General features: G+C 64.6%; 12 protein-coding genes. 6 read left to right on the forward strand and 6 right to left on the reverse strand.

Going from position 1 to position 21,564, the window contains the following annotated elements:
• The first annotated feature begins 23 nt into the window (after positions 1-23).
• Complete coding sequence (sctC, locus tag F7R02_RS11780) at positions 24-1,847, forward strand: type III secretion system outer membrane ring subunit SctC (RefSeq protein ID WP_033481560.1); 1,824 nt, start codon at positions 24-26, stop codon at positions 1,845-1,847.
• A gap of 717 nt (positions 1,848-2,564) precedes the next feature.
• Here the strand turns inward: sctC and xopA are convergent.
• On the reverse strand, positions 2,565-2,966 hold the full coding sequence (gene xopA / locus F7R02_RS11785) for a XopA/Hpa1 family type III secretion system protein (protein WP_078590215.1): 402 nt from the start codon (positions 2,964-2,966) through the stop codon (positions 2,565-2,567).
• Between the two features lie 373 nt (positions 2,967-3,339).
• On the opposite strand from xopA, the gene F7R02_RS11790 reads away from it, so the two are divergent.
• Positions 3,340-3,903: a lytic transglycosylase domain-containing protein gene (locus F7R02_RS11790; protein ID WP_033479223.1), complete on the forward strand. Its 564-nt coding sequence runs from the start codon at positions 3,340-3,342 to the stop codon at positions 3,901-3,903.
• A 343-nt stretch (positions 3,904-4,246) separates the two neighbouring features.
• Here F7R02_RS11790 and F7R02_RS11795 read toward each other — a convergent pair whose 3' ends face one another.
• Together F7R02_RS11795 and F7R02_RS11805 are read right to left on the reverse strand one after the other, a co-directional pair.
• Entirely contained in the window at positions 4,247-5,266 is a 1,020-nt protein-coding gene (locus F7R02_RS11795) for a hypothetical protein (RefSeq protein ID WP_172397255.1), read from the reverse strand.
• A 1,667-nt stretch (positions 5,267-6,933) separates the two neighbouring features.
• On the reverse strand, positions 6,934-7,275 hold the full coding sequence (locus F7R02_RS11805) for an HPF/RaiA family ribosome-associated protein (RefSeq protein ID WP_007974834.1): 342 nt from the start codon (positions 7,273-7,275) through the stop codon (positions 6,934-6,936).
• Between the two features lie 351 nt (positions 7,276-7,626).
• On the opposite strand from F7R02_RS11805, the gene F7R02_RS11810 reads away from it, so the two are divergent.
• On the forward strand, positions 7,627-10,017 hold the full coding sequence (locus F7R02_RS11810; protein WP_235857426.1) for a DUF3772 domain-containing protein: 2,391 nt from the start codon (positions 7,627-7,629) through the stop codon (positions 10,015-10,017).
• A 96-nt stretch (positions 10,018-10,113) separates the two neighbouring features.
• Here the strand turns inward: F7R02_RS11810 and F7R02_RS11815 are convergent, their stop codons facing one another.
• A complete protein-coding gene (locus F7R02_RS11815) occupies positions 10,114-12,222 on the reverse strand; it encodes a phosphoglycerol transferase I (protein ID WP_078583563.1) in 2,109 nt (702 codons plus the stop codon).
• A 430-nt stretch (positions 12,223-12,652) separates the two neighbouring features.
• Positions 12,653-14,554, reverse strand: a complete 1,902-nt coding sequence (locus F7R02_RS11825; RefSeq protein ID WP_170913532.1) for an ABC1 kinase family protein — start codon at positions 14,552-14,554, stop codon at positions 12,653-12,655.
• A 58-nt stretch (positions 14,555-14,612) separates the two neighbouring features.
• Here F7R02_RS11825 and F7R02_RS11830 point away from each other — a divergent pair, with 58 nt between their 5' ends.
• Positions 14,613-15,554, forward strand: coding sequence for a DUF808 domain-containing protein (locus tag F7R02_RS11830; RefSeq protein WP_078590206.1), 942 nt, complete (start codon positions 14,613-14,615; stop codon positions 15,552-15,554).
• A gap of 80 nt (positions 15,555-15,634) precedes the next feature.
• On the opposite strand, the gene F7R02_RS11835 is transcribed toward F7R02_RS11830, so the two are convergent.
• Positions 15,635-17,263, reverse strand: a complete 1,629-nt coding sequence (locus tag F7R02_RS11835) for a GGDEF domain-containing protein (protein ID WP_078568479.1) — start codon at positions 17,261-17,263, stop codon at positions 15,635-15,637.
• Between the two features lie 487 nt (positions 17,264-17,750).
• Here F7R02_RS11835 and glgA point away from each other — a divergent pair, with 487 nt between their 5' ends.
• Both glgA and F7R02_RS11845 read left to right on the forward strand, forming a co-directional pair.
• Positions 17,751-19,334 (forward strand): glycogen synthase GlgA, encoded by a 1,584-nt coding sequence (gene glgA, locus F7R02_RS11840; protein WP_007967777.1) that lies wholly within the window; start codon positions 17,751-17,753, stop codon positions 19,332-19,334.
• Positions 19,331-21,562, forward strand: a complete 2,232-nt coding sequence (locus F7R02_RS11845; RefSeq protein ID WP_078590205.1) for a 1,4-alpha-glucan branching enzyme — start codon at positions 19,331-19,333, stop codon at positions 21,560-21,562. The genes glgA and F7R02_RS11845 overlap by 4 nt, the downstream gene beginning before the upstream one ends.
• Positions 21,563-21,564 lie beyond the last annotated feature (2 nt).

The following is a 21,564-nucleotide window of genomic DNA, read 5'->3' on the forward strand; positions in this document are numbered from 1 at the left end:
ACTTGCCTAGCAGAGGGAACGCCATGGCTCCTGCCTGTACCACAGTCCACCGCCGACGTGCTCCATTGGCCGCCGTCCTGATGCTCAGCCTCCTGCCAGTGTTGTCGCCACATGCCGACGCCGCCCAGGTCCCGTGGCATTCGCGCACGTTCAAATACGTCGCCGACAACAAGGATCTCAAAGAGGTGCTGCGTGATTTGTCCGCCAGCCAGTCCATCGCCACCTGGATCTCGCCAGAAGTCACCGGTACGCTGAGCGGCAAATTCGAAACATCTCCGCAGAAATTCCTCGACGACCTGGCGGCCACCTACGGCTTCGTCTGGTACTACGATGGCGCCGTGCTCAGGATCTGGGGCGCAAACGAATCCAAGAGCGCGACCTTGAGTCTGGGGACCGCATCGACGAAGTCACTGCGCGACGCGCTTGCGCGCATGCGCCTGGACGATCCGCGCTTTCCGGTGCGTTACGACGAGACCGCGCATGTGGCAGTGGTCTCCGGACCGCCAGGGTATGTGGATACCGTTTCGGCGATTGCCAAGCAGGTCGAGCAGGGCGCGCGTCAGCGCGATGCCACCGAAGTGCAGGTGTTTCAGCTGCATTATGCGCAAGCGGCCGACCACACGACGCGCATCGGCGGTCAGGACGTGCAGATTCCAGGCATGGCCAGTCTGTTGCGCAGCATGTACGGCGCACGCGGCGCACCGGTCGCGGCAATACCGGGGCCTGGCGCCAACTTTGGCCGGGTACAGCCGATCGGCGGCGGGTCCTCCAACACATTCGGCAATGCCGCACAGGGGCAAGGCGGCGGAGCCAGCGGCATCCTCGGGCTGCCTTCGTCCTGGTTCGGCGGGGCCTCGTCGTCCGATCGCGTACCGGTCAGCCCGCCGTTGCCCGGCAGTGGAACTGCTGCGACTGCGGGCTCGCCCGCCAGCGTCTGGCCGGAGCTCAGCAAGGGACGGCGCGACGAGTCCACTCCGATCGACGCCGGTGGCGGCGCGGAGCTGGCCTCCGATGCGCCGGTGATCGAAGCCGATCCGCGCACCAACACCATCCTGATCCGCGATCGACCCGAGCGGATGCAGAGCTATGGCACCCTGATCCAACAGTTGGATAACCGGCCCAAGTTGCTGCAGATCGATGCCACCATCATCGAGATCCGCGATGGCGCCATGCAGGATCTCGGTGTCGACTGGCGCTTCCACAGCCAGCACACGGACATACAGACCGGCAACGGCAGTGGCAGTCAGTTGGGCTTCAACGGCGCATTGAGCGGCGCTGCCACCGATGGCGCGACCACGCCGGCTGGGGGCACCTTGACGGCCGTGCTGGGAGACGCCGGACGCTACCTGATGACGCGCGTGTCGGCGTTGGAGACGACCAACAAGGCGAAGATCGTGTCTTCGCCCCAGGTTGCGACGCTGGACAACGTCGAGGCGGTCATGGACCACAAGCAACAGGCATTCGTCCGGGTCAGCGGATACGCATCGGCCGATCTTTATAACCTCTCCGCCGGGGTGTCGTTGCGGGTATTGCCCAGCGTGGTGCCAGGCTCGCCGAACGGTCAGATGCGGCTGGATGTGCGTATTGAGGATGGCCAGCTTGGATCCAACACCGTGGACGGCATCCCGGTCATTACCTCCAGCGAGATCACGACCCAGGCCTTCGTCAATGAAGGGCAGAGCCTGCTAATTGCAGGGTACGCCTACGATGCTGACGAGACCGATCTGAATGCGGTTCCGGGCCTGTCGAAGATTCCGTTGCTCGGTAACCTGTTCAAGCACCGCCAAAAAAGTGGGTCACGCATGCAACGGCTGTTTCTGCTGACCCCGCATGTGGTGTCGCCCTGATGGATGGTGTGCGAAAAGCCATCGGTGGCAGCTGCGAGTGTCTGATACTCGGTGAATACCAAAGCCCGAATAAGGACGGGATTGTTTGAGAAATCATCAGACGGGCGATGCAATCGGCGTGCGTGTGTAGCGACTCAGAGCGCCCAAGACCACCGCCTGGATGATAATCGGGCGGCGCTGGGAATCTGTATGTGTCACTCGCACATGTTGGTTTTTATACGTGCCCCAGCCTGTCTGAGCGATCACATGGCAGTCGTGTCGCCTACGAGAGGCGGGTTGCTGGCAGTCAGCTCGGTATCTGGGGTAGACGATGAGGGGCCGTCTATGCCTTGAACTGAGCGCGATTGCGAGCGGGCGCATATCGACGGCCTGAGCCGACATCATTACGCATGGCCGGTGCGTGGGCGCAGCAGCCTCCAGTCGAGCGATGATGGCGTGATGGTCTGCGATCGCACGCCGAAAAAATCACGCCAGCAACGAAGGTTCACTTGAGAAGGCGTGTCCCAGAACAAAAGATCTGGCGATTGACTGACGCGTTGACGCCGGAACGGCGCTGCTCGCATGCCGATGGCTGTCTGTCGGGCACCTGTTGCGCGAAAAAGACAAGCGCGAGAATTGGTAGCGGATGTACGCGGTTACAGCAATGAGAGCGCCTGCAGGCTGGCGCATGAAGCGACAACCTGCAGGCCGTGGCCGGTAGGGGCGACCAACAGTTCGTTACTGCATCGATCCGGTGTCGCTCGCAAGGCTGGTGCCGAGGCCGCCGCCGAAGCCACCACCAAAGCCGCCGCCGAAGCCACCACCATTCTGCGCCTGGAGAATGTCTCCGACGATATTCATCAGCATCTGGGTGTATTGCGAGGGGGAGCCGTTGGACTGACCGGCCTGCTGCGGATTGCCGCCCTGACCACCAGAGTCACTACCCTGGCCTTGACCCTGACCCTGCTCGGCATTGTTGCTCTGCTGAAGCAGGGCCATGATGAGCTGGGTCAGCAGCTGGTCCAGTTGCTGCTCCGAGATGCCCTGGTTGCCCTGGTTCGAACCAGATTGCGTGTTCTGGCTGGGGTCAACTTGAAAGAAGGACGAGTTGGCGCCGAGCTGTGTGTTCAAAGAATTCATCATGACGATTCCTCTCTGATTAACTGGGATTTGTTTTTCGCTCAACTGCCGGGCGTAAGCAACGGCAGTTGTGGGGCGCGTTTTTCGCCCCGAATGAACAGTAGAAGCGGCAGCCCGGTATCGCCAGAAATTTTGCGAAATTGCGCTTGTACGGGCGAAGAAGGCCAGTGAAAAATGTTTTGGGATCGATAAAAAAATTCCGGGCGCGTGGCTGAAGGACGTTTTTTCGCTTGCCTGCTAAGTGTTTCGTCGGCCCTGAGTAAATCACGTACAGGTGGCGTTATGGTGCCGCCGTCGAGCGCTGTGGGTGGTTGTGTGCCGGCGCTCTACTCACCTGGAGACCTGTATTCAATCGAGATCGAGGTAACGGCAAATGAGCGATTCAACGATCGCGTACCAGCATGTCGATCAGCACTCCAATTGGCAGTTGGGGTTCTCGTCCGGGCCTTCGCCAAAACGACGCGTGCGCGCGAAAAGGTCCGGATGTGGTCGTCGGGCAGGAGCTGGTCCGCAGCGTATTTTGTTTGCAGCAGCACTGGCATGCGCGGCGCCTTTCGCGCGCGCGGATTGCTTCGAGGAGGCCGCCGGATATCAGCACGTCAACCCTTGGGTGCTGCGTGCCATTGCCTGGCAGGAATCGCGCGGTCGTGCCGACGCAATCCATCGCAACAACAACGGCACGGTTGATTACGGGAAGATGCAGATCAACTCCATCCATCTGCGGCGCTTATCCAGCTACGGAATCTCCAGGGACGCATTGATGCATCCGTGCATCAGTGTGTATGTGGCAGCGTGGCGGTTGCGCGAGATGACCAACAAATACGGAAATACCTGGGCTGCAGTAGGGGCCTACCATTCCGAAACGCCGGGGGAACGCGACAAGTATGCGCATGCCATTCACTCGATTCTGCTCAGGCGCGGTGTGATTGCCGAATAGCGCGAGTGCCACTGCAGGCGTGCGTAGATAGGTGCAGCCCAGGTGTGTGGAGAGGCCCGGGCATGAGGTGGCGCAGGATCGTGCAAGGCGGCGACACGCTGATACGAAAATATCTGCGGAAATAGCGCGTTTACCTTGTCGTCGCGCATGCGGTGATTGAAGTGAGGTCAATCTCCGCCGTTCGTCGCCACCTAATGGATCTCAGTATGTGCTGGAGGCTGCGCGTGGAGCCATCACATAGCTGCCGCACACGCACTGCCGGTAATCCGGCAGTGCGTGTGCGGCGGTCGGATGCTGGCCTGACCGACGGCTGCTCGATGGCCACCGCGGCGCGCGGTCACGCTTACTCAGCTTGCGTGCGAGCTGCTTCGGCCTCGCGGACTGCCGCTGCAGCCTGCCAGGTGCCGGCAATGATCTTGTACTGCATGCCGGCGGCCATGCCGGACAACGCATTGGAGAGCAATGCGCTGCGTGCTGGCGACAAACCGAGCCAGGTGCCAATCATGTTGACGGCTGTACCAAATGCGATGCTGGAATTGATGGCGGCGGTGCGCGCGACAGAATGGTCCATGACCCGCTCATAGTCCTCGCGCCTGGCCTTCAAGGTTGGTTCCCAGATCTGCTGCGTACCGGCTTCGTCGGCCTCGTGCTGGGTGACATGGAGCCAGTCTGCTGTCTCCAGGCCGACATTCAAGGCCGCGTTCACTGCCGCTTGCCGAAAGACGACGTTGGTCGCCTCTCCCATGTTGAAGGGCGACATCAATCCCGCCCAGCGCTGCCTGGCCGATGCAAAGTCTGGTAACTCCAGCTCATTGGATGCCAGGTTGGTCAGGACGTTGGCCATGGCGTAAAACCTGCCTGCACTGGTGACGTGGGGATCGCTGACGCCACCGTTGGTCGGTGCCCGCATTCCCACCATGCGGAACGTCGCCTGGATGGCATCGCGGGCCGCTGCATAGGGGGCGATCTTGAGCTCACCGGCCAGCAGCCTGGCCGCCAGCTCCGGTCGGCCGGAGGCCTTGCCTGCAGCGCCTATGGCGATATTGCTCAAGATGCCGGCCGGCGCGAGCCGGGTGACCAGATCCGAGTAATGCTGCTGCTCGCTCCTCTTGTGGTGACGTTCGTCTTCGGACAGCGCTTCCCACTGCTCAAGATTAAGGTTGTGAAAGCCTCGGGCGGCGGCGTCGGGGTTGCGGTTCTCGCGGTTGCGCCGCAGCGTATGCAGCGCCAGATGCAGCGTACCCGACACCGCCTGCATGGCGACGACCGCTTCGGGTGGGAACTGGCGAAGGGCGGCAAACAGTCCTTTGCCCAGCAACTCGCGCACGAACGTGGTTGGGCCCACGGAGGTGGTCTGGTGCACGAGATGTCCCAGCGCAGCGCCCAGGTATTGTTTGTCGAAGCTGATCGGCAGTACACCACGCGCCGCAGCTGCGACCGCCATCGCGCTGGGTCCAAGGATGGTGGTGACTCCACGGGTTTCACCTGCCCGGATCGAAGCGGCCAGTGTGCCTAAGCGCGCAGCGCCCGTCGCTGAGGTCGATGCATGCGCTTGGGAACCACGTTGTGCAGCGTGTTGCTGGGTACGTGACGGTGGAGCCGATGGTTCAAAGGAGTCTTCAGCGTCATAGAATCGCTCGCTGCTGCTGTCTTCCCCGCGCAGCGAAGCATGCGGCCGCGGACTTCCATAGGGGGCAGACAGGTCTGCGTCGGTGGCGGCTTCATAACCGCTGTCGCTGCCTGCGCTATTGCGTCGTCCCGAAGGTCTGGGCGGCAGGGCGGATAAGGGGGAATCGATCCTAGGCGTCGATGTATCGTTGCGTTATTATGCCGGTATCTCTATCACAATGTTGCCGCTTGTCGCCTGCGGTTGCTGGGAGGTACTGGCTGAGGCGATCTTCATCACGGCATGTCCTCGCGTTGGTGGGATATCGGCATGCGTCGCCCTCGGCTCGCATGCCGACTGATCGATGGCGCCGGACGATGGGTACCTCATCAAGACGGGCGTGGCGGCGAGCGTCCCGATTGCAGTGTAAGATCGCTTCGCAGCCAGACGCGTCGATCGGGCGATCATGCGTGATGTGCGGCACGCCGACCCGGCATGGTGCATATGCTGTGCTCAGCTGCCCTTGCAATGACGGCGTGACTTCTTCGCTCGCAATCGAGGCGCCAGGCGTACCTGCTATCCAGCGCCGCCTTGTGGTTTGTATCATCGTCGTCGGCGAGCTTGAAGTTCGCATAAATCCAGGGAATCTGGATGCGCGCCTTGCGAAACGCTCATTCCACATCCGAACAACCAATTCGCGTGTGCGGGCCAAATATGTTTGGTGCCGCGGCCGTCTTCGCACGGCCGAAGACAGGCGTGCGCGTCCTGGCAGCGTCGCGCGATGCATCAGTGGGGCCGACGCCGGCGCTCTGGTGCGGATCGATGGCGGTGTGGCGGGGTTCGCTTGTTTGAGCGATCGTCCGGGGCGCGTGGTGCGGACCTGCAAAGCAGGTGGCTGCATGAGATCGCTAAGCCAGCAAGCTGCAATCCCGCCAAGTTTTCAGACTTCCAAGGGATATCGAAGCCCGAACGGTTCAAGGCGAGTCCGATTCGTCTGCAGCCGGCCCACTACATAATGCAGTGCTGCTGTTGGCAGCAAACCAGACGCGTATCTTCAGCGTTGCCTGCGCAATGGGGTAAGGCGTCTAGGCTTACATTGCACCCGGCCGGGTGGGCTCAGCTTATCGCTACGCGGGTTATCCGAGTCGCCGGTAAGTGGCCGGAAGTCTGGGCCGCCGCTGCATAAGTGCCAGATCGTAGATCGATATGCTTTATAAACGGGCCTGGTGCTTAGGATTGGAAGCGTTCCGCAGGCCCCCTTATTCAGAGCATTCGGCCCGCCGCAGGGTGAGTGCGACGAACCGATGCCGTTTAGGGGTCGCAGCGTTTGGAGTGGCGCTCCGCGCATCGCGGATGACGTACCGCGATGCCATCGGTGCAAAGGTTGGCAGCAGCCGGGGCGATGTGCCAACTTCCAGATCAGATCAAAGCATGTCCGGCGGCGGTGCGGTGGCCTTGGAGTGCTGCTTGCCGCGTGCATGTTCGATGGCAGTGCGCAGCTTGCGCGCAGCTCCGGTCACGGCAGAGGCCGTCGTTTCGGCGCTGTTGGTGGCTGCAATCGGCGGCAGGCCGGCGACGTGCGCTTCGATGCTGCAGGTTCGATCCGCCGCGCCGCCGCGCTGGCCGTTCTCATCACGCAAATGCACTTCCACCCGGGTGATGTCGCTGGCGAAATGCGCCAGCTGGGCGGTGCAGGTCTTTTCGACATGCGCCACAACAGACGGATCGTGCGGCACGTGCTTGTCGGTCTGGATCTGAATCTGCATAGAGGATCTCCTTCGCGGTCATCCGCTGCGTCTGCCGCAGCGGTGGCTTGATTCTGCGTCAGCGGCGTGTTGTCGCAAAGTGACAACGCGGCATGCCCATTCATGCGCTAGCAGGGTCCTCCTCCGCCATCGCCGCGGTGCGGCGAGATCGTCCGATCGGTTCGCGGACGCAGACTGCCGCGGCTGAATCACCGGCGCCGGGCGATCGGCTCGATCAAGGGCGGTGCCTTAAGATGCCGGCACCCGCGGTTGCCCGCGCCTGTTCGATGCCTGCCTGTGTCCGAATTCCGATTTACCTGTGGTGCCCGCCAGGGCTTGTTGCGGCGTCTATTGTTGCTGGCCGCGCTGTGGATGGTTTGTATTGGCACGGCTGTGGCCCAGGACGAGGACACGGTGCTGGAGACCGCGCAGACCCAACTGGACAGCATGCAAAAGGTGCTGACCCAAGCCGAAGCGGGGATGGAAAAATCCGACACCGACCAGTTGCGCAAGCTGGCTGACGATGTCACCGGCGCGCAGCGCCAGGCCCAGGATCTGGCGCGCTCGCTGGAGCCTCCGTTGAAGGAGCTGTCTGTGCGGCTGGCCGGGCTTGGCGAAGAGCAGAAGACCGACCCACCAGATCTACGCGACCAACGCCGCGCGCTCACGCGCGAGCGCAACGGACTGGATGCCGAGCTCAAGCGGGCGAACCTGCTGGCACTGGATGCCAAGGATCTCGCCGACCGGCTCGAAGGCGAGCGCGCCCAGCGCTTCAGCGAGAAGCTCTCCGCGCGCGCTGCCTCGCCGCTGTCGCCCGCGTTGTGGAATGAGATCGCGCAGGAATGGCCCGACGACCGCGCGCGCCTGCAGGCGCTGTCCGACAAGGCCGTACAGGCGATGCGCACCGGCACAGCGACCAACGGTATCGCCGGTCTGGTGATCGGGACGCTGGCGGCATTGATGCTGGCATTTCCGTTGCGCATCTTCCTGCGTCATCTGGGGCGGCGGTATGCGGCCTCGCGTGCGCCCGGCGGCCGCTTGCGGCGCTCCGGCCTTGCACTGTGGTTCTTGTTGGTCGGCACCATGACGCTGGGCATGGCGGCATGGGCATTGGCCGAGAGCGTTCGCGCACTGAGTGAGCTGCCGACGGATCTGGAGCAGCTGCTGAGTGCATTTGTAGTGATCAGTTGCGTGTCGGCCTTCGTCGGTTCGCTCAGCGCCAGCCTGTTGATGAAGCACCAGCCCACCTGGCGTCTGTTCCCGTTGGACGATGCAACTGTCGATCGTTTGCGCCTGCATTGTCTTGCCACGGCGGCGGTGAGCTGGTTTAGCGGTATGGCGATCAGAATCAACGACGTAGCGCGCAGCAGCGGCGCATTGACGATCGCTACCGATGCGGTTGCGGCGCTGTTGTATGCGGGATTGATCCTGTCGGCACTGGCTGGCCTGACCCTGTCGTTGCGCGCTCATGCCGCAAACGTGGGTGCGGCCGATGCGGACAGCAGCGCACCACCGCCGGTGGTGTCGCGTGGCGGCGGTTACATCGTGTTGATCCGTCTGCTGGGCCATCTGGCGGTGATCTTCGCGTTGGTGGCGGCCTTGTTCGGCTACATCAATCTGGCCCTGTTCGTCGAGCAGCAGATCATCTGGATCACCCTGGTGTGCAGCGTGCTCGCGCTACTGGTGATGTTTGCCGACGACCTGACGACCTGGGTGTTCAAGCCGGAGAGCCGTTTCAGCCGTGCGCTGTCGCATGCACTGAATGTCGGCAGCGGGCGGTTGGTGCAGGTGGGGTTATTGATCTCTGCGGCAGTACGCGTGCTGCTGGTGCTGCTGGGTATTGCCGCGCTGGTGACGCCGTACGGCGCCAACCTCGCCGCAGTGACCGGCTGGTTGGAAAACGTTTCGCACGGTATTGCAATTGGCAAGGAACTTGTCATCACGCCCGGCGACGTGGCCAGGGCGCTGTGCGTGTTCCTGCTCAGCATGGGCCTGGTCCATATCGTGCAGAAGTGGCTGCTCAACACCTATCTGCCCAAGACCGAACTGGATGCGGGAGCGCGGAATTCGATCAGCACGGTGGCGCGCTATCTGGGTTGGCTGATCGTGGCGGTGTGGGGGCTCACGGCGCTGGGTCTGGATTTGAAGCGATTGGCGCTGGTATTGAGCGCACTGTCGGTGGGTATCGGTTTCGGTCTGCAGGCGATTACGCAGAACTTCGTGTCGGGATTGATCTTGCTGGCCGAGCGGCCGGTGAAGATCGGCGATTGGGTGCGTATCGGCGATCAGGAAGGCGACGTGCGCAAGATCAGCGTGCGTGCGACCGAAATCCAGGTGGGCGACCGCTCCACGTTGATCGTGCCCAATTCGGAGTTGATCACCAAGAGTGTGCGCAACATGACGCTGTCCAATCCGATGGGCCGTGTGCAGTTGCAGTTCTCGGTGCCGCTGGAAACCGACGTGGCCAAGGTGCGCGACATGTTGCTGGCCTTGTTTGCCGAGCACGAGAAGGTGCTGGCCGAACCGGCGCCATCGGTGTTCATCGATTCGCTGGCCGGCGGGCACGTAAATTTCAATTCGTTCGCCTACGTGAGCAGCCCGCGCGATTCCTATGGCGTGCGCAGCCAGTTGTTCTTCGCGCTGCTGCAGCGCATGGCGACGGTGGGCATTGCGTTGCAGTCGCCGCAGGAGATCCGTTTCAGTCGTGCAGGTGCAGCCGTGGCGCGCGAGGCGGGAGATGGTGCGCCTGCGTCCGATGACTGAGCTGGCGAGGTCTGCCAGGGCTGCGCAACGGCGAGTCGATCGGCTTGCGCTGATTGCGCAACCATGCCTGACTATCGCTGGATGCATCTGGGCGCATCAGGAGCGATCCGCCACCGGGATGTCCTTGACCAAGGCCAGGTCGTCCACGCTGACGTCTTCGGTGTAGTCCAGCCAGGCGCGGATCTCCAGGTCTTCCACCGCATGTTCCAGGCCCACCGGCATGCGGATGCGCCCGGCGGCGTCGGGCACGACCCATTGCTGTGCCAGCACGACCTTACGTTCGGAGGACACCGCTTCCACCCAGAACGCGCGCGTGGGCCGGCGCTTGGCGTAGAGCTCGAGCATGTAGCGGCCGGCATCGGTCTTGCGCGCTGCCTGGGTGAGCATGATGGGCTGGCGCACGCGTGGACGCGGGCCTTGCTGGGTGGCCTCCAGCGGCGCGTCGATGGCGATGCCGCGGGCGAGGTCCGGGTCGCGATACAGCTTCATGCTCTGGTGGCGGTCCACCACCAGTGCGCACCAGTCGCCATCGGCCGAGCCGTCTTCGAACGCCGTGCAGCGATCCACATAGGCCAGCGTGCCCTTGGAATGCGTGCGGTCGAACTGACGCGAGGTGTTTTCCAGGTACACCGTTTTCAGGTTGGTGTCCTTGTCGTATTCCAGCAGCACCGGTGGGCGCACCTGTTGCACGCCGACCACCACATCGCCATTGCCATTGATGCGCAGCATGCGCGTACTACGCCCGGTCCACAGCGTGCGCGCGTAGGCCAGATAGCGCGGATAGTCCTTGCCGCTGTCGCGGCTGGCGGCCGCGCTGGCACTGGGTGGGGCATCGCTGGCCAGCAACGAGCGGCCAAAGCCCAGCGTGCGCATGCCAGGTTCCAGCAACTGCAGCAGCGTTGCGCCCGAATCGAGCGTGCTGCCCGCGCGCGTGACGACCTGTTGTGGCGCAATGTCCTCGCCCAGGAACAGCAGCAGGTTCTCGCGCTTCTGCTTGGCCAATACGTCGCTCAGGTCGTTGGGCATGGCCAGATGATCGGAGGCGATGACGATGATGGTGTTTTTGCCATACCGGCTGTTGCGGATGCGCGCGACCAGTTCGCCGATCAAACGGTCGCTGCATTTGATTGCATGCAGCAGACCGATATCGCCCAGTGGGCTGTCGTACTGCTGGCCTTTGCACGCCGATGGCAGGTGGCCGGCCGGATGGTGGGTGTCCATGGTCAGCGTGGTCAACAGGAAGGGTTGGCCGGCACGCGACAGCGTCTGGAAGGTATCCCAGGCATCGTCCAGCAGGACATCGTCGTGCACGCCCCATGCGGAAAAATGCTTCGGCGCGACACCTTGGTCTTGGAAATAGTGCACGTCATGCACCGCGTCGAAGCCATGGCTGGACAGGAAACGGCCCTTGCCGGCGAAGCTGGCATCGGCACCGCCCACGTAATGATTGCGGTAGCCCTGGTCCTTGAGGTAATCGCCCAGGCAGCGGGCTTCGGGCAGGAACATGCCCATGCGATCCATGCTGTTTTCATCGCCCGGCGCGGTGGTGAGCGGCACGCCGCACATCGAGGCGACCATGCCGGCGATGGTCCAGCCGCTGCCTTCGGTGGAGGCGAGATTGCGCACGTCCACCGCTTCGGTCGCAAGCGCGCGCAAATTGGGCATCAGGCCTGGAAACACCTGTGCGTCGAAGTAGGTGCGCTCCAGGCTTTCGCCGTAGATCCAGACGATGTTCTTGCGCTTGTGCAGCGGTTGCTGCGGCACTTGGTATTCCGGCACCACGGTGGCGTAATCGACCGGGCGCAGCTGGTAGTACAGGCGTTTGCCATCGCGATACAGCGGGCTTGCGGCGATGCCGACCAGCAACATGCCCACGAAGCCTGCGAACACGGCGCCGCCACCACGCGGACGCTGGAAGCGTCGTATCCGCACCAGCAACAGCGGGCTCAGCGAGAGCAACAGCATGCCGACGAAAACCGCGATATAGCCGGAAAAATCGCTCACGCCGGCGCCGTCCATGTCGGCGCGCAGGTGATACAGCGTGGCTGCATTGATGCCGTCGCCGCTGAGCCGGTCGACCAATCCCCAGGCGCTGAGCAGCAGCAGAAAGAGCGACAACAGGCCAGCCTTGAGCCATGCCAGACGCGGAGAGGCGACCAATAGCCACAGCAAGAGCAACAAAGAAACCAACAACATCCAATGCATGCGCAGCGTCCGTGGGGGAATGATGCGAGCGCGTACCGGACGCCTTGCTCGCCATGTCCTGTGCACCACCTGCCATGTGACACCCGGATGATGGACTATGCCGCGCCCAAGCTGACTGAAATGTTTGTTGTGGCCAAGACCCGGCGTGACCTCTGGCCCCGCATCGCCGGACAGCGGTTACGCATAGCCACGTACCAAGCCGCGCGGCGCTGCTGAAACGCAGGTGGCGCCAAGATGCATTGCGCCCATGCGTGATAGTGGTTGTGCTCGCTGCGGCGTTGCCACCCTTAGCGAGAAGATGTGCGCAAGCGATGGTGCGCGCAGGACGCTTGCAATCAGTTGCACCGAGCACGATGCAACGCGCGCGATGGTCACAAACACCTGACTACGGGGCACCAAGGCGCCCACATGCTGCAGCTGGTCCTGACGACTAGCGGTGCCCGCGCTCTTCGCGCGCACGCACGCGGCGGTCGAACAGCAGCGCACTGACCACGATGCCCAGGCCCAGTACCACCCCGAGCAGGAACAGCACCATCGCAATGGCCGGATAGCCCCACAGCTTCAAGCCGGTTTCGATGCGCATCATCTGCGCCGACGCCATGATCAGCGCGGCCGTGACGATGCCCGCCGCAACGCGGTTGGCGATCTTCTGCAGGCTTTCCATCAGGTGCGATTCTTCCAGCCCGGTGACGCGCATCTGCAGGCGGTTTTCCGCAGCCAGCGACAGGATCTCGGACATGCGGCGCGGTCCTTCGCGCACCAGATGCTGCAGTTCCATCGCCTCGCTGGCCAGGTTGGCGGCGGACAGGGACTTCTTCAGGCGCGCGCGCATCACGTGCTGCAGATGGCGCTCGACGATGCGGCGCGTATCCAGCGTAGGCGACAACGCGCGGCACACGCCCTCCAGGTTCAGCAAGGTCTTGCCGAGCAGGCTCAACTCCGGCGGCGTCCGCAGGCCGGTCGAGGTGGCGATGCGCACCAGATCCAGCACCACCCGGCCTTCGGAGGTGGCATCGTGCGCTGCGTAGCGCGCGATCATCTGCCCGGTTTCGCGCTGGTAGCGCTCTTCGTCGTAATCCTCCAGCCGCGTGCTCAGCGCAATGGTCTCTTCGGCCACTTCCTCGCCGCGCCCATCGACCGCGGCAAACAGCAACTTGAGCAGGCGCTCGCGCAGGCGCGGCGGCACATGCGCCACCATGCCCAGGTCGAAGATGGCCAGGCGCCCGTCCTGCAGCACGCGCAAATTGCCCGGATGCGGGTCGGCATGGATTTCGCCATGCACGAACATCTGGTCCAGATACCCCTTGACCAGTTCCGCGGCCAGCTCGTCCATGGGCTGTTCGGTGCGGCGCAGGCCGGAGATCTTGTCCACGCGCACGCCTTCGGCCAGCTGCATCGTCAGCACCTTGCGGCTGCTCAGGTCCCACACCGGCTGCGGCACCCACAGCAAGGGGAACGGCTTGAGGTGCTTGCCGAAGCGCGCCAGGGTTTCGGCTTCGTCTTCGTAGTTGAGCTCGGCGCGCAGGGTCTTGCCGAATTCGCCCAGCCAGTCGGCAAAGCGCACACGCCGGCCGATGCCGGTCAGGCGGTCGGCGGCGGTGGCGAAGCTCTTGAGCACGTCCAGATCCGAACGCACCTGCGCGGCCACTTCGGGTTTCTGCACCTTGATCGCCACTGGCGTGCCGTCGCGTAGCGCAGCGCGGTGCACCTGCGCCAGCGAGGCGCAGCCCAACGGGACCGGGTCGAAGAACGAGAACGCCTTGTTGACCGAGACCCCGAGCTCTTCTTCGATGATCTGGCGGATGCGCTCCACCGGCACCGAGCTGGTGTTCTCCTGCATGCGCTCCAGCGCGGTGGCAAATTCCGGCGGCACGATGTCCGGCCGGGTCGACAGCATCTGCCCCAGTTTGACGAAGGTGGGCCCGAGCGATTCCAGGTCTGAGACGAACTGGTCCGGGGTGCCTTCTGCGGGCACCTCGTATTCGTTGATGGCCGCCGGGTCCAGGTTCATGCCAGCGAACACGCCCGAGCCGCGATAGCGCAACAACAAGCGCAGGATCTGCGTGCGCCGGCTCATGCCGCCAACCACGGCATGATCTGCTGGGCTTGCGGCCGGGGCGCGGTGCGGGTCGTTCTGACTCAAGGCCATCTCCGGGGCGTCATGCAGGCGGCGAGTGTGGCCAGCGACGGGTCGTCGCGTAGTGAATCCGCGCGCTCCCGCACACCGCAGGCAAACCTGCCCAAGGCGAGTACGAACGGCCGCAAGCGCAGGCGCGGCGGTGCCTGCATCGCCCCGCCAACAGCATGCAACGACCGCGCAATGGCCGCTCATCACCCCACGCAGGTGCGGGATCGGCGAGAATTTGCGACCACCCTAGAAGGATCTCCGCATGGCCGGTGCCAGCCTGTTCACCCTGCTCGACGACATCGCCACGCTGCTGGACGACGTTTCCATCCTGACCAAGGTTGCGGCCAAGAAGACCGCAGGCGTGTTGGGCGACGATCTGGCGCTCAATGCGCAGCAGGTCACCGGCGTCACCGCCGACCGCGAACTGCCGGTGGTGTGGGCCGTGGCCAAGGGCTCGCTGGTCAACAAGATGATCCTGGTGCCGGCGGCGTTGGCGATCAGCGCGCTGGAAGCGTGGCTGCGCGGGCGCGGCTACAACGTCCCGTTGGTCATGCCGCTGATGATGATCGGTGGCGCCTACCTGTGCTTCGAGGGCGTGGAAAAGCTGGCGCACAAGTTTTTGCACAACGATGAGCAGGAAGCGCAGCGGCATGCCGAACGCACCCGCGCGCTGGCCGACCAGAACGTGGACGTGGTGGCGCTGGAAAAGGACAAGGTGAAGGGCGCGATCCGCACCGATTTCATCCTCTCGGCGGAGATCATCGTGCTCTCGCTGGGCGTGGTCTCGGAGGTGTCCTTCGGGCAGCAGGTGGCGGTGCTGGTGGCCATTGCGCTGGCGATGACCATCGGCGTCTACGGCGTGGTCGCCGCGATCGTGAAGCTGGACGACCTGGGCCTGTACCTGACCAGGAAGGGTGCCGCGCTGGCGGCCCTGGGTCGCGGCATCCTGGTGGCGGCGCCGTGGTTGATGAAGTTCCTGTCGATGGCCGGCACGCTGGCGATGTTCCTGGTCGGCGGTGGCATCCTGGTGCACAACATCCCGGCGCTGCATCACCTGGTGGTGGACCTGGCCAAGTCGTCCGGCAGCATGGGCTGGCTGGTCGAAGCGCTGGGCAACATGCTGGTCGGCGTGGTCGCCGGTGCGCTCGTGCTGGGCGCGGTGATGCTGTTTCAGAAGCTGCGCGGGAGCAAGCCCGCGCATTGATGCGCGGCGAGCCGCCAGACAAGCCAGCACGGTAAACACCGTGCGGCGATTGCTCGGGCGCACCGGGGTTCGCCGCCGGTCTAATCGGCGTTGATCACCCGGTTCTTGCCGGCGGCCTTGGCGTCGTACATGGCGCGGTCGGCGCGGCGGATGACCTCGTCCTGGGTCTCGTCGGTCCCGCGTAGCGCCACGCCGGCGCTGAAGCTGATGAACACGCGCACGTCGTCATGCAGCAGCGAGCGCTGCGACAGTGCGCGTTGCAGACGGATCACTGCCGCACTGGCCTCGAAAATGGTCGAGTCCGGCAGCAGCAGGACGAATTCCTCGCCGCCGAAGCGGGCGATGGCGTCGGTGGTGCGCAGCACGCCCTTGGCCACCTCCACGGTATGGCGCAGCGCGGCGTCGCCGCCGGCATGGCCGTGGGTCTCATTGAGGCGGCGGAAGTCGTCCAGGTCCAGCATCGCCACGCACAAGGGCTGGCCACTGCGCTGGGTGCGCACAGCCTCACGCTGGAACAGTTCTTCGAAGCCGCGCCGGTTGAGCGCGCCGGTGAGTTGGTCTTCGCGCACCAGGCCGGCGACGTCCTTGAGCTCCTGTTCGAGCGAGGCGATGCGCTGTTCGGAATCTTCCACCTGCCGGCGTGCCGCGAGCAGTTCGTCGCGCGCCGCCAGGGCCTGCGCCTGCACGCCGGCGGTGTCCTGCAGCAGATCCTGCAGCAGCCGGTTGAGATCGGGAATGCCGCGCGCCTCGCCGATCGCCTGCGAATACCCGGCAACGCGGTCGTGGTATTCGCCAGTGCTCGTGGCCATGCCGTCCAGCCGGTCGACGAAGGACACCATCATTTCGCGCATGGCGGTCTTGGACTCGGCGATCCCCTGCTTGAGCAGACCCTGCTTGTAGGTCACCTCGCGCAAGGTGCCGCGTGCCTGTTCGATGGAACTGACGTCCAGCGGGCCGGAAATCAGTTGCCGCACCACCGTGATCTGTCCCTGCAACCAGCTGCGATCGTCGAGGAGTTCGCCGACGTTCTCCAGCAATAGGTCGAACAAGCCCAATAACAGGTTCTGTTGTTCGCTGGCATCTTCGGCGCGCAGGCCGATCTGGTGGCTGAGTTCGCGCAGGCGTTGTTCCAGCGTGATCAGCTCGTGTCCCGGGCGCCAGTGGCGCAGTGCCGATGCCAGCGTTTGCGCCTCTTCGGCCAGCTCGGGGCTGCGTTGCAGCAGCGTGGCCAGGGCATTGCCCAGCGCGTGGCGCAGCAGGTCGCGCAGTTGCTCGGCCTCCGTGCGGCCTTCGGCCAGCGAATCGCCGATGTCGATGGTGCGGATGTATTTGTCGATGAGTTGTCGCAACGCACGGCCATAGCCGGGCCAATCGCCGGCCGCATACGCCGCGCTCAGGCGCACGCCCATGTCGCCGAGCTCGCCATGCAGGCTGGCGACGCCTTCGGCGAACGCGAGCAGCAGCGCTTCGGGATGCGCGGCATGCGAGAACAGCCGTATCAGCAATGCAGTGGCGGCAGCCGGGTCGTGTGCGCCGGACTTGGCCTTGGCCGGCACCAGCTGGTGCGCAGCCAGGCCGTGACCGCTGCGCTCGCCATTGATCACCGTCGGCAGGGCAGCGGCAGGGCGCGCAGTGTCCGTGCCGCCCCAGGGCAACAGGCGGCGCAGCCCGCCACGGGGGCGGCTTGGGTGTTCGGGCTGGTCTGCCATGCGCCAGGGTCTCGAGAGGTCTTGTGCTAACGCTCGATATCGGCGCGCAGCAGGGGCGCTTGAGCAAGCCGGGCCATAGCGCGCACCGACGACCTGCAGGCCAGTGGCGAAGCGCGGTCGCGATAAACGAAGCGAGACGTCGATGAACCGGTTAGCCAGATGAGGGCGAGCGCAGCCGAACGTTCCCGTATTCGGTGCATGTCACGGCCCACGCACCGATCCGGGGATGTCATCGCACTGCAATGTGGCACTTATGCCTTGCGGCATGCGCAACTGTGCGTAAAGGAATGTGGGCTGTCGCAGAAAAGTCAGCACGTGTTCACGCATATTTTATTTGGTCGGGGTGTAGATTCCTCTGCAAGGGCGACGTGGAGTACGCGCGTTGCCCACGCTCCTCACTCGTAGCAAGTCGTCTGGCTGAATCGGCAGACGGCGGTTTTCGCTTCGCCGTTTTTCCGTCTCCACCCACATTACGACGGACGTTTAGATGGTTGCCATGATGCCGCTTCACGCTACTACCGCACGCTTAGAGCGCAGTACGCTGCTCCCGACTCTGAAGAAGAGCGGGCGGCCGCGTGATGCGCGTGGCCGCTTCATCCGCCACCACGAGCGCTTGCCGGTCTCGTTGGCAGACACGCGCGGCGCCTTGTTCGTGGTGTCGGAAATGGCGGACTTCATCAAGGCTGGCGGGTTGGGCGACGTGGCGGCCGCGCTGCCGCGCGCGCTGCGCCACCGCTACGACGTCCGCGTGCTGATTCCTGGCTACCGTGCCGTGCTCGAGCGCGCAGGCAAGGTGGAGATCGTTGGTCGCGTGTTGGCGCATGCCGCGCTGCCGGCTTGCGACATCGGTCGCATCGTGCAATCGGACGGGCTGCCGATCTACATCCTGTTGTCCAAGGAACTGTTCGAGCGCGACGGCTCGCCCTATGTGAGCACCAGCGGTTCGGAGTTCGAAGACAACGCGATTCGCTTTGCCACCTTGTCGCATGCCGCCGCGCAGATCGCGGCCGGCCATGCCGGCCTGGGCTGGAAGCCGCGCCTGCTGCATCTGAACGACTGGCCGTGCGCGCTGGCGGCCGGCTATGTGCGCTGGTCCGGCGGCACCACGCCGTGCCTGCTGACCATCCATAACCTGGCCTACCAGGGCCTGGTGCCGTATTCGATGGCCGCCGCGCTGGGCATCCCCGCCGAGCGGGTGGCCGAGTTGGAGTTCTACGGGCAGATGTCGTTCCTGCGCGGCGGCATCGTCAATGCCGACCACGTCAACACGGTCAGCGTCAGCTACGCCAAGCAGATCACCGGCCCGGCACAGGGCTGCGGCCTGGACCGGCTGTTGGCCGGGCGCGCCGCCAAGGGCGCGCTCACCGGCATCGTCAACGGCATCGACGCCAGCTGGGACCCGCGCACCGACCAATACCTGGATTCGCACTTCAGCGTGAACCAATGGCAGGGCCGCCAGGCCAACGCAGCGCAGGTACGCAAGGCATTCGGGCTGCGCGAGAGCACTGGCCCACTGTTTGCGGTGGTCTCGCGGTTGGTGCATCAGAAGGGCCTTGATCTGATCTGCGAGGTTGCCCCGCAAATCGTGGCCGCTGGCGGCCAGATCGCGGTGATCGGCGGCGGCGAGCCGGAGATCGAACAGCAGGTGGCCGAGCTGACCAGGCGCTATCCCGGCCAGGTGGGCGCCTTCATCGGCTTCGAGGAAGGCCTAGCCCGGCGGATGTTCGCCGGTGCCGACTTCCTGCTGATGCCCTCGCGCTTCGAGCCCTGCGGCCTGAGCCAGATGTATGCGCAGCGCTTCGGCTGCCTGCCGATCGCCCACGCGACCGGCGGGCTGATCGACACGGTGGACGACGGCGTGACCGGCTTCCTGTTCCAGCACGCCAGCGTCGAAGCCCTGCGCCGCTGCCTGGAGCGCGCCTTCCGCACCTTCCGCCTGCCCAGCCTGTTGTCTGCGATGCGGCGCGCAGCCATGCTGCGTCCCAGCGGTTGGGACGTGGCAGGCAAGAAATACCTCTCGCTCTACGAACACACCGCTGCCACCGCGCCCGCGCTCGCGACGGTGCCATGAGCGAACGGCAGGGCGGGCAGGAGCAGCGCACGGAAGCGGACGGCGTGACCACGGAAGGGATCTCGGAAATGTCGCAGACCCTGCAAGCCCTGGCCGACGGCTTGCCGGCCGATGCCTTTGCGGTCCTTGGACCAAAGCTGCTGGCCGATGGCCGCCGTCAGGTGCGGGTGTTGGCCCCGGGTGCCGAGGCGATGGGCTTGATCGACCCCCGCGGCAAGCTGCTCGCGCGCATGCAGGCCAGCGCCATCGATGGCGTCTTCGAAGGCACTCTGGCGGTCGATGGGCCGTACCGGCTGCGTATCGTGTGGCCAGACCGGGTGCAGGAGGTCGAAGACCCGTACGCGTTTGCGGCCACGCTGGACGAATCGCTGTTGCTGCAGATCGCTGCAGGCGACGGCCAGGCGTTGCGCCGTGCGCTGGGCGCGCAGCATCTCCACTGTGGCGACGTGCCGGGCGTGCGCTTCGCGCTGTGGGCACCCCATGCCCAGCGCGTGGCGGTGGTCGGCGACTTCAACGGATGGGACGTGCGGCGGCATCCGATGCGGCAGCGCATCGGTGGCTTCTGGGAACTCTTCCTGCCGCGCGTGGACGCTGGCGCCCGGTACAAATATGCCGTCACCGCAGCCGATGGGCGGGTGCTGCTCAAGGCCGACCCGGTGGCGCGGCAGACCGAATTGCCGCCGGCAACCGCATCGGTGGTGCCCAGCGCCGCCACATTCGCCTGGACCGATGCGGCCTGGATGGCCAACCGCGACCCCGGCGCCGTGCCGGCGCCGCTGTCGATCTACGAGGTGCATGCCGCGTCCTGGCGTCGCGACGGACACAACCAGCCGCTGGACTGGCCGACCCTGGCCGAGCAGTTGATTCCCTATGTGCAGCAGCTCGGCTTCACCCATATCGAATTGCTGCCGATCACCGAACACCCGTTTGGCGGTTCATGGGGCTATCAGCCGCTGGGCCTGTATGCGCCCACCGCGCGCCATGGCAGCCCGGACGGCTTTGCGCAGTTCGTCGACGCCTGCCATCGCGCCGGTATCGGCGTGATCCTGGATTGGGTCAGCGCGCACTTTCCCGATGACGCGCACGGGCTGGCCCAGTTCGACGGCGCCGCGCTGTATGAGCATGCCGACCCGCGCGAAGGCATGCATCGCGACTGGAATACGCTGATCTACAACTACGGCCGGCCGGAAGTGACCGCTTACCTGCTGGGCAGCGCGCTGGAATGGATCGAGCATTACCACCTCGACGGCCTGCGCGTGGATGCGGTGGCCTCGATGCTGTATCGCGACTACGGCCGTGCCGAAGGCGAGTGGGTGCCCAACGCGCATGGCGGCCGCGAGAATCTGGAGGCGGTCGCGTTCCTGCGCCAGCTCAACCGCGACATCGCCACGCAGTTCCCCGGCGTGCTCACCATCGCCGAAGAATCGACCGCCTGGCCGGGCGTGACCGCCGCGATCAGCGATGGCGGCCTGGGCTTCACGCACAAATGGAACATGGGCTGGATGCACGACACGCTGGGCTACATGCAGCGCGACCCGGCCGAACGTGCGCATCACCATAGCCAGCTCACCTTCGGGCTGGTGTACGCATTCGACGAACGCTTCGTGTTGCCGCTCTCGCACGATGAAGTGGTGCACGGCACCGGTGGCCTGCTCGGGCAGATGCCGGGCGACGACTGGCGCCGCTTCGCCAACCTGCGCGCCTATCTGGCGCTGATGTGGGCGCACCCGGGCGACAAACTGCTGTTCATGGGCGCCGAATTCGGGCAATGGGCCGACTGGAATCACGACCAGTCGCTGGATTGGCATCTGCTGGATGGCGTGCGGCATCGTGGCATGCAGCAACTGGTGGGCGATCTCAACGCCGCACTGCGCCGCACGCCGGCGCTGTATCGCGGCACCCATCGCGCTGAAGGCTTCGACTGGAGCGTGGCCGACGATGCGCGCAACAGCGTGCTGGCGTTCGTCCGCCACGATCCTGACGGTGGCGCACCGTTGCTGGCAGTGAGCAACCTCACCCCGCAACCGCACCACGACTATCACGTGGGGGTGCCGCGTGCCGGCCTCTGGCGCGAGATCCTCAACACCGACAGTGCCCATTACGGCGGCAGCAACCTCGGAAACAGCGGTCGCTTGGCGACCGAGCCGGTGGGCATGCATGGGCATGCGCAACGTCTGCGCCTGACCCTGCCGCCGCTGGCCACGATCTATCTGCAAGCGGAGAAATAACA

Origin of the sequence: Xanthomonas cissicola (assembly GCF_008801575.1) — a bacterium.
GTDB lineage: Bacteria > Pseudomonadota > Gammaproteobacteria > Xanthomonadales > Xanthomonadaceae > Xanthomonas > Xanthomonas cissicola.

Bases quoted from the DNA above. Each gene is read 5' to 3' on its own strand.
- F7R02_RS11835 (WP_078568479.1), bottom strand. From the start codon at position 17,263: ATGGCAGACCAGCCCGAACACCCAAGCCGCCCCCGTGGCGGGCTGCGC.
- sctC (WP_033481560.1), top strand. From the start codon at position 24: ATGGCTCCTGCCTGTACCACAGTCCACCGCCGACGTGCTCCATTGGCC.
- F7R02_RS11825 (WP_170913532.1), bottom strand. From the start codon at position 14,554: ATGAGCGGCCATTGCGCGGTCGTTGCATGCTGTTGGCGGGGCGATGCA.
- glgA (WP_007967777.1), top strand. From the start codon at position 17,751: ATGGTTGCCATGATGCCGCTTCACGCTACTACCGCACGCTTAGAGCGC.
- F7R02_RS11810 (WP_235857426.1), top strand. From the start codon at position 7,627: ATGGTTTGTATTGGCACGGCTGTGGCCCAGGACGAGGACACGGTGCTG.
- F7R02_RS11790 (WP_033479223.1), top strand. From the start codon at position 3,340: ATGAGCGATTCAACGATCGCGTACCAGCATGTCGATCAGCACTCCAAT.
- F7R02_RS11845 (WP_078590205.1), top strand. From the start codon at position 19,331: ATGAGCGAACGGCAGGGCGGGCAGGAGCAGCGCACGGAAGCGGACGGC.
- F7R02_RS11830 (WP_078590206.1), top strand. From the start codon at position 14,613: ATGGCCGGTGCCAGCCTGTTCACCCTGCTCGACGACATCGCCACGCTG.
- xopA (WP_078590215.1), bottom strand. From the start codon at position 2,966: ATGAATTCTTTGAACACACAGCTCGGCGCCAACTCGTCCTTCTTTCAA.
- F7R02_RS11805 (WP_007974834.1), bottom strand. From the start codon at position 7,275: ATGCAGATTCAGATCCAGACCGACAAGCACGTGCCGCACGATCCGTCT.
- F7R02_RS11815 (WP_078583563.1), bottom strand. From the start codon at position 12,222: ATGCATTGGATGTTGTTGGTTTCTTTGTTGCTCTTGCTGTGGCTATTG.